Source organism: Phenylobacterium sp. J426 (assembly GCF_024699945.1).
In the GTDB taxonomy this organism is placed as follows: domain Bacteria; phylum Pseudomonadota; class Alphaproteobacteria; order Caulobacterales; family Caulobacteraceae; genus Phenylobacterium.
Genome location: NZ_JAJOMY010000001.1, coordinates 3,186,210 through 3,198,506 on the forward strand (window position 1 = coordinate 3,186,210; position 12,297 = coordinate 3,198,506).

At 68.4% G+C, this 12,297-nt stretch carries 11 protein-coding genes and 4 pseudogenes; 8 read left to right on the forward strand and 7 right to left on the reverse strand.

Annotation, left to right across the window (positions count from 1 at the left end; genetic code table 11):
- Positions 1 to 34: 34 nt before the first annotated feature.
- Positions 35 to 238, forward strand: a complete 204-nt coding sequence (locus LRS10_RS16765) for a hypothetical protein (protein ID WP_257838256.1) — start codon at positions 35 to 37, stop codon at positions 236 to 238.
- Here LRS10_RS16765 and LRS10_RS16770 read toward each other — a convergent pair.
- From LRS10_RS16770 to LRS10_RS16780, 3 genes and pseudogenes are all read right to left on the reverse strand, one after another.
- Positions 204 to 1,175: a winged helix-turn-helix domain-containing protein gene (locus tag LRS10_RS16770; protein WP_257838257.1), complete on the reverse strand. Its 972-nt coding sequence runs from the start codon at positions 1,173 to 1,175 to the stop codon at positions 204 to 206. The genes LRS10_RS16765 and LRS10_RS16770 overlap by 35 nt on opposite strands.
- A gap of 79 nt (positions 1,176 to 1,254) precedes the next feature.
- A pseudogene (gene trpE / locus LRS10_RS16775) lies at positions 1,255 to 2,790 on the reverse strand (anthranilate synthase component I).
- Positions 2,787 to 4,703 carry a peptidylprolyl isomerase gene (locus LRS10_RS16780; RefSeq protein ID WP_257838258.1) on the reverse strand — a complete coding sequence of 639 codons (1,917 nt, stop codon included), beginning with the start codon at positions 4,701 to 4,703 and terminating at the stop codon, positions 2,787 to 2,789. Before LRS10_RS16780 ends, trpE begins: the two are co-directional and overlap by 4 nt.
- 130 nt (positions 4,704 to 4,833) lie before the next feature.
- On the opposite strand from LRS10_RS16780, the gene tpiA reads away from it, so the two are divergent.
- Positions 4,834 to 5,577: a triose-phosphate isomerase gene (gene tpiA / locus LRS10_RS16785; RefSeq protein ID WP_257838259.1), complete on the forward strand. Its 744-nt coding sequence runs from the start codon at positions 4,834 to 4,836 to the stop codon at positions 5,575 to 5,577.
- Here the strand turns inward: tpiA and LRS10_RS16790 are convergent.
- Together LRS10_RS16790 and LRS10_RS16795 are read right to left on the reverse strand one after the other, a co-directional pair.
- Complete coding sequence (locus LRS10_RS16790) at positions 5,574 to 5,987, reverse strand: VOC family protein (protein WP_257838260.1); 414 nt, start codon at positions 5,985 to 5,987, stop codon at positions 5,574 to 5,576. The genes tpiA and LRS10_RS16790 overlap by 4 nt on opposite strands.
- A gap of 11 nt (positions 5,988 to 5,998) precedes the next feature.
- Positions 5,999 to 6,538 (reverse strand): GNAT family N-acetyltransferase, encoded by a 540-nt coding sequence (locus LRS10_RS16795; protein WP_257838261.1) that lies wholly within the window; start codon positions 6,536 to 6,538, stop codon positions 5,999 to 6,001.
- 111 nt (positions 6,539 to 6,649) lie between these two features.
- Here LRS10_RS16795 and secG point away from each other — a divergent pair, with 111 nt between their 5' ends.
- The 4 genes and pseudogenes from secG (at position 6,650) to rpmF (ending at position 9,423) form a co-directional block, all read left to right on the forward strand.
- Positions 6,650 to 7,084, forward strand: a complete 435-nt coding sequence (secG, locus tag LRS10_RS16800; protein WP_257838262.1) for a preprotein translocase subunit SecG — start codon at positions 6,650 to 6,652, stop codon at positions 7,082 to 7,084.
- A gap of 63 nt (positions 7,085 to 7,147) precedes the next feature.
- Positions 7,148 to 8,789, forward strand: a pseudogene (locus LRS10_RS16805) (CTP synthase).
- A gap of 16 nt (positions 8,790 to 8,805) precedes the next feature.
- The gene (locus tag LRS10_RS16810; RefSeq protein WP_257838263.1) at positions 8,806 to 9,159 is read left to right on the forward strand and encodes an MmcQ/YjbR family DNA-binding protein; all 354 of its coding nucleotides are present in this window, start codon (positions 8,806 to 8,808) and stop codon (positions 9,157 to 9,159) included.
- An 81-nt stretch (positions 9,160 to 9,240) separates the two neighbouring features.
- Positions 9,241 to 9,423 carry a 50S ribosomal protein L32 gene (gene rpmF, locus LRS10_RS16815; protein ID WP_257838264.1) on the forward strand — a complete coding sequence of 61 codons (183 nt, stop codon included), beginning with the start codon at positions 9,241 to 9,243 and terminating at the stop codon, positions 9,421 to 9,423.
- A 63-nt stretch (positions 9,424 to 9,486) separates the two neighbouring features.
- On the opposite strand, the gene LRS10_RS16820 is transcribed toward rpmF, so the two are convergent.
- Both LRS10_RS16820 and LRS10_RS16825 read right to left on the reverse strand, forming a co-directional pair.
- Positions 9,487 to 9,786, reverse strand: a complete 300-nt coding sequence (locus tag LRS10_RS16820; protein WP_257838265.1) for an enoyl-CoA hydratase-related protein — start codon at positions 9,784 to 9,786, stop codon at positions 9,487 to 9,489.
- A 76-nt stretch (positions 9,787 to 9,862) separates the two neighbouring features.
- A pseudogene (locus LRS10_RS16825) lies at positions 9,863 to 10,261 on the reverse strand (enoyl-CoA hydratase-related protein); the annotation flags it as partial.
- A gap of 112 nt (positions 10,262 to 10,373) precedes the next feature.
- On the opposite strand from LRS10_RS16825, the pseudogene eno reads away from it, so the two are divergent.
- Together eno and LRS10_RS16835 are read left to right on the forward strand one after the other, a co-directional pair.
- A pseudogene (gene eno / locus LRS10_RS16830) lies at positions 10,374 to 11,655 on the forward strand (phosphopyruvate hydratase).
- A 301-nt stretch (positions 11,656 to 11,956) separates the two neighbouring features.
- Positions 11,957 to 12,253, forward strand: a complete 297-nt coding sequence (locus tag LRS10_RS16835; protein ID WP_257838266.1) for a septum formation initiator family protein — start codon at positions 11,957 to 11,959, stop codon at positions 12,251 to 12,253.
- Positions 12,254 to 12,297: the final 44 nt, after the last annotated feature.

Sequence of the window (12,297 nt, forward strand, 5' to 3'; positions counted from 1 at the left end):
TTGCGGAGCCGTCCGCCAAGCGGGATGCTCCATCATGGCTGCCGACGATTCGCTCCTCGACCTAGAGGCCCTGGCGCGAGCTCGGGGGCTCCTTGCGCCTGGGGCGCGTCGTCAGCGCATGTGGCCTGTGTTGGCGGCTGCGGCGGCGCTGGCTGTCTCGGCCTTGGCTTTCGCCACCGCCATGATCGTGGCGCCGCCTCTGGTCACCTATTCGGTGGCGCAGACCGCGCCGGGCTGACGTCTTCCCCGCGCATCGGCGGGATCAGCCGGGCCCACGCCTCGACCACCCCTCGTTCGGCGAGGCCTGTGAACAGGCGCTGCACATTGACGGCGTTCTCCCTGAGGAAGGTCTGCCACGCCGGCCGTTCCATCACCTCATAGGGTGTGACCAGGCCGGTGCTGATCCGCAGAACGAGCCCCTGGTCGATGAGGCTCTTCACATGGCGGCGGACCGTCTCGGCGGGCATGCCCAGGCGATGCGCGATCTCGGCGACGCTGGTGCGGCCGGTGTCGGCGCTGATCACCGCCAGCAACACGATGACCGATGCGAGATCGCTCACCGCCGCAAGCAAGGCGTCCGTCGTGCGCAGCATGTAGTCCGCCAGGATCCGCGCCGCGGCGCGAACGGGGATGGTGGGCTCGGGCGGGTAGGCCGACCGCGGGAGCGGTTCCAGCAGGCCCGCGGCATTGGCCTGGTGGAAGAACAGCACGAGGCGGCGATGACTCTCCATCACCCCCTCCACGTAGCCGGGCGACGCGAGGTATGTCTCGGGGACGATGACCCCGCCGTCCACCGATGTGCAGGCGCCAAGCTGCTCGAGCCGGCGCACGTGGCGACGCACGGTCTCGAACGGCATGCGCAGCGAATTGGCGACGGCGTTGATGCTCACCGGTCGGCGGCGGGAATCGGGGGCTGGCGCCTCGAGGCGTCCGTGACGGATGCGGGTCAGCGGCTCATGGGTGAGGGGCGCGATGTTCGCCTGGTTGATGGCCATGATCAGAATGGCGTCGAGGCTGGATAGGCCGCCCAGGCCCATCGCCGCCTGATCGAGCATGAAGGCGAACGACAGCCGCCCAAGCTCCTGTTCGCGGCGCGTGGCCGCGGCCTCGTTCTGTCGTGTCCCCTCGTCCACGCGGCCGCTGTCCCAACCCAAGCGCACGCCCCCGTGGCGCACGGTTTCCCTTAGCTTGGAGCGCGCTGCAGGTTCTGCAACCTAAGCAATTACCCGTAATGGGCAGCCTGGCCCGCGCGGATTACACGAAGCGCCAGCTTTCCTCGGCCGCACGGCGCAGGGCCCGGGCCTTGTGCAGGGTTTCGTCGTACTCCGCGTCCGGATCGCTGTCGGCGACCACGCCGCCACCGGCCTGGACGTACATCATGCCGTCCTTGAAGAGCGCCGTGCGCAGGACGATGCAGGTGTCCACCGAACCGTCGCAGCCGAAGTAGCCGACGCCGCCGGCGTAACCCAGGCCCCGCTTCTCGATCTCCAGTTCGTCGATGATCTCCATGGCCCGCACCTTGGGCGCCCCGGACAGGGTGCCGGCGGGCAGGGCCGCCAGCACGACGTCCACCGGGTCCAGCCCCTCAGGCGCATCGCCTTCGACGTTGGACACCAGATGCATCACGTGGCTGTAGCGCTCGACGAAGAAGCTGGCGGTCACTCGGACCCGCGGAGTCCGCGAGGGGGGCCTGGGGTTCGTTCGAGCCTTGCGCCTTCAGCATGGCGACGCGGCCGACGTCGTTGCGGCCGAGATCCAGCAGCATGAGGTGCTCGGCCCGCTCCTTGGGGTCGGCGATCAGCTCGGCCTCGAGCGCGCGGTCCTCTTCCGGCGTCGCCCCGCGGGGCCGAGTGCCTGCGATGGGCCGGATGGTGATCTTGCCGTCCCGCAGGCGCACGAGGATCTCCGGCGAGGAGCCGGCCAGGTGGAAGTCGCCGAAATCGAGGAAGAACAGGAAGGGCGACGGGTTCGTCCGGCGCAGCGAACGGTAGAGCGCGAACGGGTCATGCCTGAACGGGCGCCCGGAAGCGGTGGCTGGGCACGACCTGGAAGATGTCGCCGGCGGCGATGTAGGCCTTCGCCTTGGCGACGATATCGCGATAGGCCTCGCGGCTGACCGGCGTCGTGAACTGGTCCGGCTCCGGCTGGCCAGCGCCGGACAGCGGAGGCGCCGGCCTGCGCAGGTCGGCCACGACCGCCTCCAGGCGGGCCCTGGCCGCAGCATAGGCCTCATCAGCCGAGGCGCGACCTGGCCGCACGGGCGTGACGAGGATGATCTCCTGGGCGATGGCGTCGAAGATGGCGACGATCGACGGCCGCGCCAGCACCGAATCCGGCAGACCAAGCGGGTCGGGATTGACGTTCGGCAGTCGCTCGACGAGCCGGATCATGTCGTAACCCACCGCACCGAACACGCCGGCGGCCATCGGCGGCAGGCTCGGCGGCAGCTCGATCCGTGATGCAGCGATCAGGTCACGGAGCAGAATCGAGCGCCCCGCCCGGCTGAGGCGTGAAGCGCCCGGCGGCGATGTCCTCGCCTTCCGCCGCCTCGGCCTGGTCGCCCCGGCAACGCCAGACCAGGTCTGGCGCAAGGGTGATGATCGAATAGCGGCCCCGCCAGGCGCCGCCCTCGACGGACTCGAACAGGAAGGCATAAGGACGCCCGTGCCCGATCTTGAGGAAGGCCGAGACGGGCGTCTCGAGATCGTCGACGAGCCGGGTCCAGACGACCTGTGGCGCGCCGCCGTCATAGGTGGATCGGAACGCCTCGAACGCAGGCTCGGGCGTCACTTCTTCGTCTCCGCCTTGCCCTCGGCGGCCAGCGGCTCCATGCCGATGGCGGCGCGGGCCCGGTTCACGTCGGTTCGGACCTTCAGCTTGGTGCGGGCCGCCGCCTGAGCGGAGTCGGCGATCTCGCGGAACATGGTGCTGGCGAGTTCGGGGCGGCTCTGCTCGGCCAGCATGGCGGCCAGGGGCCCCGGCTGCATCCGCACCTCGCCGACCTGACCCACCGAGAACGCGAACTCGCGCGCACGGGTCACGAACACCTCGTTCGGCTTCGTCGCGAACGCGCGGGCCATCAACTCTCGCGAGACGTCCTGGCGCTGGCCGGCGTTCTGACGCGACAGCTCGGTGAGCTGGGACACGGACGTCCCAGCCGAGGCGGCGACCGCGGCGAGCGACTCGCCCTTGCGGATGCGATCGGCGAGCTCGTTGGCGCGCGTTTCCATCCGGGAGGCGGTCTCTCGCGCCGTCCACACGCGGGCGAGTTCGGTGCGCACCTCCGCCAGCGGCGGCAGCGTCGGCGGAACGATGCGCTCGACCTTGACGGCGAAGAACTCGCCTTCGCCCGCGTCGACCAGGTCGCTCTCCCCGCCGCCGGGGAGCGAGAACGCCTGCTCGAGGATCTGCGGCGTCAGGCCAGCAACCGGACGACCCTGGGCGTCGACGCCTTGCTTGACCACGGGGCCGACCGTCATCGCGGGCACGCCAGCCTTCTGCGCAGCGGCGGCGAGGTCAGCCCCGCCTTGGTGGGCCTGATCGTAGGCCTGGGCGAGATCATAGGCCTTCTGGGCGGCGGCGTTCTTGCGCAGCTCGGCCTCCAGCATCGGCCGGGCCTCTTCCAGGGTGATGGTGCGGCCGGGCGTGATCGCAAGCACCTTCACCACCGCCAGGCCAAGCTCGCCTTGCGCCTGAGCCACCTGGCCCGCTGGCAGGCGGAACGCGGCTTCGGCCACACGACGATCAGCGATCGCCGTGCGGGGCCTGTTCTCGTAGGTGATGGCGTCCACGCCGACCGCCTTGGCGACAGCCGCTGGGGCCTCGCCGCGCTCGAGCCGGGCCTGGATCTGTTGGGCGGCGGCGGCGTCCTTGGCCGGAATCTGCACGAGCGTGCGGGTCTCGGGTTGGGAGAGCGTGTCGCGCCGGAAGTCGTAGAGCTTCTGGAGCTCGGCCGGATCCACCGGAGCGTTCGCCGCCACGGCCTGCGGGCTGAACCGCACGACGGTCAGCACGCGCATCTCGGGACGCGTCAGCTGCGCCGCGTTCTGCTGCATGAACTGGGTGAGCTGGGCGTCCGTGGGCGCGGCTACGGCCGGGACGCTCGCCGGCGTGATGTTGAAATAGGCCACGTTCCGGCTCTCGAGCCCGTATATGGCCGCCAGGGCCCCGTAGGCGCGTGGGGCCCGAAGACCTTCGCCCACGCCCGAGCCCCAGTGCTGAGCGGCCATCTGGTCCGCGAGCACGCGGTCGAAATCCTCCGGCCGCAGGCCGTTCTCGCCGAGGCGTTGTTCGAAGGTCTTGCGGTCGAACCGGCCGCTGATGGGGTCGAAGAAGGCCGGGATCTTCTGGATCTCGGCGACCAGCAGCTTGTCGGAAGGCCGGATGCCCATCCGGCTCAGCATCTCCGCGAAGGCTTCCCGCGTCGCCAAGCCGCTCAGCACCTGGCGGTCGATGCCGTTCTCCGACGCCATCTCGGGGGTGATCGGCTGGCCGGCCTGCTGCTCGAGGTCCTTGCGGTACTGATCATACTCGCGGCGGAATTGGGCCGAATTGATCACGCGCGACCCCGCCTTGATCACTTGGTCGCCCATCGTCCCGCGGAACACGTCGTTGATGCCGAAGATCGCGAAACTGACGATCAGCAGCCCGATCAGGATGGCGGCGACCCAGGACTTCGCGAAGGTGCGAATGGCGGCGAGCATGAAACGAAACCCTTTCCGGGGCGCAGACGTGCCGGCCGGTATAGTGGAGGCCGCTTCCGTACGGCAAGCAGGTGACAGGCGACGCGGCTTGCCTTAACCGCGCCGGGCAGTTCGACGGAAGTGAGACGAGATGACCGCGCCCCAGCCGCTGATCGCCGGAAACTGGAAGATGAACGGGACCTCGGCCTCGCTGGCCGAGGCGCGCGCCATCGCAGACGGGCTTGGCGACGGGCCGGCGCGGGTGGCGATCTGCCCGCCGTCGATCCTCACCCACCGGATGAGCGAGGCCTTGGCGGGATCCAAGGTGCTCGTAGGCGGCCAAGACGCGCACTGGGACGACGCTGGCGCGTTCACCGGGGATATCTCGGCCGAGATGCTGGCCGACGCCGGCGCCAAACTCGTGATCCTCGGCCATTCCGAGCGCCGCACCGGCTATCGCGAGACCGACGACGTCGTCGCCTCGAAGGTGAAGGCGGCGCTGCGCGCCGGGCTGGAGCCCATCGTCTGCGTCGGTGAGACCCTGGAGGAGCGCAAGGGCGGCCGGGCGCTCGACGTTGTGACGGGGCAGGTGCGGGGCTCGCTGCCAAGGGAGCTGGCCGGGACGCCATTCTCCGTCGCCTACGAGCCGGTCTGGGCGATCGGCACCGGCCTTACGCCGACCACGCCGGAGATCGAAGAGGTCCATCGGGCGATCCGCGCCACGCTCATCGAACTGTTCGGTGAAGCCGGCCGCAGCGCGCCGATCCTGTACGGCGGCTCGGTGAAGCCCTCGAACGCCGCCGAGATCCTTCACGCTGACGAAGTCGGCGGGGCGCTGGTCGGCGGCGCGTCGCTGAAGGCGGACGACTTCTTGGGGATCGTGCGCGCGCTCTAGGCGCTGGGCCCCTTGAGCTCGACCGTGTTGCCTTCGGGGTCGCGGATGTAAAGCGAGAAGCCGTCGCCGTCGGCGCCATACCGCGGGCCCTCGTCGACGATTTCGACGTCCATTGCCGTCAGATGGGCGCGGATGGCGGCTGCGTCGAACGGGCGGACCTGTAAGGCGAAGTGATCCAGGTTACGACCGTTGTCGCCTGGACCGACGCCGCCGAGACGGCCGAGCGGCCCATCAAGCGTGACCAGATCGATCATCTGCGGACCGGCCCGAACGTGGGTCAGGCCAAGTTCGGGACGGTCCCGGTCCACCGTCAGGCCCAGGACGCCGCAGTAGAACCCCAGCATCCGCTCCTTGTCGCGGACGCGGAGCACGATGTGGTCAAACCCCTGTACGGCGATGGGATGGGTCATGCGCCGAGACTCTACAGCAGCAGCCCCCAGAGGCGGCAGTCCCGCCGTTCGCCGTCCTCGAGAATATGTCCCCGCAGCAGGCCTTCCTCCTCGAAGCCGAGCTTCTCCAGCACCGCTTCCGAGCGCCGGTTTCCCAGGTGCGTGCGCGCAGCGAGCTTCCGCAGGCCGTTGCTGGCGGCGTAGGCGATCACGGTCCGCATCGCCTCGAGGCCATATCCCTGGCCCCAGGCGTCTCGGCTGAGCATGAAGCCGATCTCCGCCCGCCGGTGACGCCGGTCGATCTCCGTCAGGTCGAAACAGCCGACGAAGGCACGGTCGGCGAGGGTGCGGATGGCCCAATGCATCGCTCGGCCTGCGGTCATCGCCTCTACCTGGCCGCCGACCACCTTGGCCACGACGTCCGGGTCGTCGTGTTCGGGCGCATCCCAGTAGGAGAGGACCTCCGGATCGCCCAGCACCGGGAAGATCGCTTCGGCGTCGGCGGCGTTCAGCGGATCCAGCCGGAGCCGCTCGGTTTCGAGGATCGGCAGGCGACGGAGATCGAGAATCATCACTTGTCCCGAGGCTGCGGTCCACTAGCTATGGCTTTGGGCGCGGGCAGGTGGTAGAGCGCGCGCTTCATTTCGGGCGGGTGTGGCCGCCGAAACGCACCGGATAGGTTCATGCTGCTCACGCTGCTCCTCGTCATCGAGGTCATCGTCGCCTTCTTCCTGATCGTCGTGGTCCTGCTGCAGCGATCGGAGGGCGGCGCGCTCGGCATGGGCGGCGGGCCGTCGGGTTTCATGACCGCACGCGGCGCGGGCGATCTGCTGACGCGGACCACCTGGATCCTGGGCGCCGTGTTCTTCGCGCTGGGCCTGCTGCTGACCGTCATGGCGGGCCGCGAGCGGGGCGACTCTTCGGTGGTCGATCGCCTGAAGGTCGACGCCATTGACCCGAACAGCCTGAACCAGCCGCGGCCGCAGCCGCCGGCGGGACAACCGAATGCTCCGCAGCAGGCGCCGTCTCCGTTCCAGGCTCCGGCCCCGGTCGTCGGCAATCCGTTCGCGGGCGAGCCGGTCCAGCCGACGCCGCAGGCTCCGGCGCAGCCGCAATAAGCCGTGGATCATTTGCATTGTCGGGCGGGCCGCTCGACCGAATCACGGCTAATCTGAACGCCCATGGCCCGGTACATTTTCATCACCGGCGGCGTGGTCTCCTCTCTGGGTAAAGGTCTCGCGTCCGCCGCTCTCGGCGCGCTTCTTCAGGCGCGTGGCTACAAGGTTCGGCTACGAAAGCTGGACCCCTATCTCAACGTCGACCCGGGGACGATGAGCCCCTACCAGCACGGCGAAGTCTTCGTGACCGATGACGGCGCCGAGACCGATCTCGACCTGGGGCACTACGAGCGCTTCACCGGCGTCTCGGCGACGCGCAACGACAACATCACGACCGGCCAGATCTACAAGACGATCATCGAGAAGGAGCGCCGGGGGGGATTACCTCGGCGCGACCGTCCAGGTGATTCCGCACGTCACCGGCGAGATCAAAGACTTCGTCCTGTCGGATCCCGGCCCTGACGTGGACTTCGTGCTGATCGAGGTCGGCGGTACGGTGGGCGACATCGAGGGATTGCCGTTCTTCGAGGCTATCCGCCAGCTGGGCCAGGAACTGCCGCGCGGCCACGCCTGCTACATCCATCTGACGCTGCTGCCTTACATCAAGACGGCCGGCGAGATGAAGACGAAGCCCACGCAGCACTCGGTGAAGGAGCTGCGGTCGATTGGCATCCAGCCCGACATCCTGCTCTGCCGCTGCGAGCAGGAAATCCCCGAGGGCGAGCGCAAGAAGATCGCCCAATTCTGCAATGTGCGACCAAGCGCGGTCATCCAGGCGATGGACAGCGCGAACATCTATGCGGTGCCGCTCGACTATCACCGCCAGGGTCTCGACACGGAGGTCCTCGACGTCTTCGGCCTGACCGAAACCGCGCCAAAGCCCGACCTGTCGCGGTGGGAAGGCATCTCGCACACGCTGAGCCATCCCGACGGCGAGGTGAACATCGCGGTGGTCGGCAAGTACACGGCCCTGACCGACGCCTACAAATCGCTCGTCGAGGCGCTGATCCACGGCGGCGTGGCCAACAACGTCCGGGTGAAGCTCGACTGGATCGAGGGCCAGGCCTTCGAGAAGGAGGAGGCGCTGATCGCCGAGCGACTGACCAACGTCCACGGCGTACTGGTGCCCGGCGCCTTCGGCGAGCGCGGCTCGGAGGGGATGATTCGGGCTGTGCAGTTCGCTCGTGAGCACGACATCCCGTATTTCGGCATCTGCTTTGGCATGCAGATGGCCATGATCGAGGCGGCGCGGAACCTCGCGGGGATCAAGCAGGCGTCATCGACCGAGTTCGGCCCGACGTCCGAGCCCATTGTCGGTCTGATGACGGAGTGGGTGCGCGGCAATCAGAAGGAAACCCGGGCCGAGGGCGGCGAGATGGGCGGCACGATGCGGTGCGGCGCCTACGAGGCCGTGCTGGTTCCGGGTTCACGCGTGGCGGAGATCTACGGAGCCCCTACGATCCAGGAACGCCACCGGCACCGTTACGAGGTCAACATCGGCTACCGGGAGCGCATCGAGGCCACGGGTCTCAAGTTCACCGGGCTGTCGCCTGACGGGCAGTTGCCTGAGATCTGCGAGCGGCAGGACCATCCCTGGTTCGTTGGCGTCCAGTACCATCCCGAGCTGAAGAGCCGTCCGTTCGACCCGCACCCGCTGTTCGCCAGCTTCATTGGCGCGGCGAAGGAGCGGAGCCGGCTGGTCTAAGCGTCTGGGATGGCGGATGCTCGCGGTCATGCTGACCCGAGAAGACGTCCGCGCGGCGGCTCTGGCCCTTCCTGAGGCCTACGAGGAGGAGCACTTCGACGTCCCGTCCTTCCGGGTGGCGAAGAAGATCTTCTGCACCGTGCATCAGGACCAGCCCCGAATCGTCCTGAAGCTCGATCCCGACGATCAGCATAATCTGGTCGACGGCGTCGGCCTGCGACCGGTGGACGGCGCCTATGGCCGCAAGGGGTGGACCTACGCCTATTTCGAGAGCCTGGAGGCGGACCGCCTGGCTACCCTGTTGCGGCTGGCCTGGGCGACCGTGGCCCCCAAACGGCTGCTGAACGGCGGAGGCCGATCTGCGGCTTGATCCGGCTGCGGGTTTCATGCATACACCCGCGCTCACGTCGGCGGCCCGGTTCGGCCGCCGCAATCATTTCGAGATACTCCGATGGCCGTTCCTAAGAGAAAAACCTCGCCCTCGCGGCGGAACATGCGTCGCTCGCACCACGCGCTGGGCCCGAACGCCTATCATGAAGACAAGGAGACGGGCGAGCTGAAGCGTCCGCACCACGTCGACCTGAAGACCGGCATGTACAAGGGCCGCCAGGTCCTGGCGCCGAAGGAAGACTAAGCTTCTTTCAAGACAGTTTGCGCGGCCCCGCCTGGCCTCTAGGCGGGGCCGTTTGCATGTCCGCTACTGAGACCGCCCGCGGGCCTGCACGGCCGCACGGCGTTCGGCCACCATCTCGGGCGTGACCGCCGAGTTGTAGGCCACCGAGCGCTCGTGCTCGAGCGCAAGGCCGTCGCCCAGGCTCCGTTCGTAGCCGTCGTCGATCATGGCCTTGTAGGTCATGAGCATGTCGGTCTCGATGTCGGCCATCTGGCGGGCCAGGGTCAGCGCCGCCTCCACCAGTTCGGCCGGCTCGACCACGCGGTTCACCAAACCCCATTCGTAGGCCGTCTGGGCGTGCAGGAAGTTGCCGGTGAGCGACAACTCCTTGGCGCGGTAGGGGGCCGATCACCCGTGACAGCTTCTGCGACAGGCCCCAGCCAGGTGTGATGCCGACCCGGGCGTGAGTGTCGGCGAAGCGGGCGTTGGTCGAGCAGATCAGAACGTCACAGGCGAGCGCCACCTCGAAGCCGCCGGTGATGGCCACGCCGTTGATGGCGCCGATGATCGGCTTGTCGGTCGCGAGCAGGGCGCGGGCGGGGTTCTCGGCGGGGTCGGTGGCGTTGGCCGCGCCCATGCCGAGGGGGTCCGAGGACAGCTCCTTGAGGTCCAGGCCGGCGGTGAAGGCGCGCTCGCCGGCGCCGGTCAGCACGATCACCTTCACCGACGGATCATTGTCCAACTCCACCATCGCCTGCCGCAGGGCGCCCCGCAGCCCGCGAGACAGGGCGTTCATGGCCTCCGGCCGGTTCAGCGTAACCAGGGCCACGCCCTCGTGGGGCTTGTCTATGAGCAGCATAATGTTCCTCCGGTTTTCGCCCCGATGCGCCGTCGACGCCGGGGGAAGTCAAGTTGCCCGGCGAGCGGAAGCTGGCTAAGGCTCCCGCGCCGCCGAAACCCTGAGGAGTCCCATGACCGAGATCGTCGACATCACCGCCCGTGAGATCCTGGACAGCCGGGGTAACCCGACCGTCGAAGTCGACGTGGTCCTCGAGGACGGCTCCATGGGCCGCGCCGCCGTCCCTTCGGGCGCCTCGACCGGCGCCCACGAGGCGGTGGAGAAGCGCGACGGCGAGAAGGGCCGCTACCTCGGCAAGGGCGTGCGGCAGGCCGTCGAGGCCGTGAACGGCGAGATCTACGATGCGCTCTCGGGCTCCGACGCCGAGGACCAGCGCCGCATCGACCGCCTCCTCATCGAGCTGGACGGCACGCCGAACAAGGCCCGCCTGGGCGCCAATGCGATCCTCGGCGTCAGCCTGGCGACGGCGAAGGCCGCGGCGAGCTCGGCGGCGCTCCCGCTCTACAAGTACGTCGGCGGCGTCTCGGCCCGCATCCTGCCGGTGCCGATGATGAACATCATCAACGGCGGCGCCCACGCAGACAATCCGATCGACATCCAGGAGTTCATGATCCTGCCCACCGGGGCCGACACCTTCGGCGAAGGCCTGCGCATGGGCGCCGAGATCTTCCACGCTTTGAAAGCCCAGCTGAAGGCGGCGGGCCACAACACCAACGTCGGCGACGAGGGCGGGTTCGCGCCCAACATCGGCTCGGCGGAAGCCGCGCTGGAGTTCATCGTCAAGGCCGGTGAGAGCGCCGGCTACAAGGCGGCCCAGGACTTCCACCTGGGCCTGGACGTCGCCTCCACCGAGTTCTTCAAGGGCGGCAAGTACGTCATGGAGGGCGAGGGGCAAGACAGTCGACCCGTCAGGCATGGTCGACTACCTGGCCGATCTGGTGGCCAAGTTCCCGATCGTCACCATCGAAGACGGCTGCGCGGAGGACGACTTCGACGGCTGGAAGCTGCTGACCGATCGCCTGGGCGGCAAGGTCCAGCTGGTCGGCGACGACCTGTTCGTGACCAATCCCGAGCGTCTGGCAATGGGCATCGGCAAGGGCCTGGCCAATTCGATCCTGGTGAAGGTCAACCAGATCGGCACGCTCAGCGAGACGCTCGACGCGGTCGATATGGCCCACCGCAACAGCTACACGGCCGTGATGAGCCACCGTTCGGGCGAGACCGAGGACTCCACCATCGCCGACCTGTCGGTCGCCACCAACTGCGGTCAGATCAAGACCGGGTCGCTGGCCCGCTCGGATCGCACCGCCAAGTACAATCAGCTGCTCCGCATCGAGGAAGAGCTGGGCGACCAGGCGATCTACGCTGGCCGCCGGGCCCTGCGCGCGCTCTAGGGCCTAGCGGCGCTCGTCGCAGGGCGGGCCGAGACAGTCCGGGCCGAGACAGTCCGGGCCGTACGCCGCGGCCCGGATGTTCCCGTGCGGGTGCGTCAGCCGGCGTTTGGACGAAGAGCGCCGCCGCCAGCGATCCGCCATCTGCACGTTGGGGAGCATCGATCGCGCCGGGATGGCCCGAGGGGCTGCTTGTCCTCCTTCCACAGACGCGGGCGAGCGCCGATCGCAGTGGGGACGGTTAGCGCCACATTAAGCATGGCGGCCCCAGAACACCGGGGTCCTGCCAAGGGATTCGCAGCCGTTGTTCGCCCGTCTCCGTCCGTACCTGTCGACAGCCGCCCTGGCGCTGCTGATCTTCTACTTCGGCTTCCACGCCTTCACGGGCGAGGGCGGGCTTCTGCGGTCAAATCAGCGCGACGCCACCCTGCTGGCCAAGCAGCGCGAGCTGGCGGCGGTGACCGACCAGCGGCGGGACCTGGAGATTCGCGCCCAGCTGCTGCGCGATCAGAGCCTTTCAGCCGACCTCCTCGAGGAAAGGGCGCGCTCTCTGCTAGGCTTTGCTGACCCAAGGGACTATGTGATCCGGATGAAGCCCTAGCGCCCCGTCGAGGGTTCTAGAGGACACCTACATAGGATCACGGA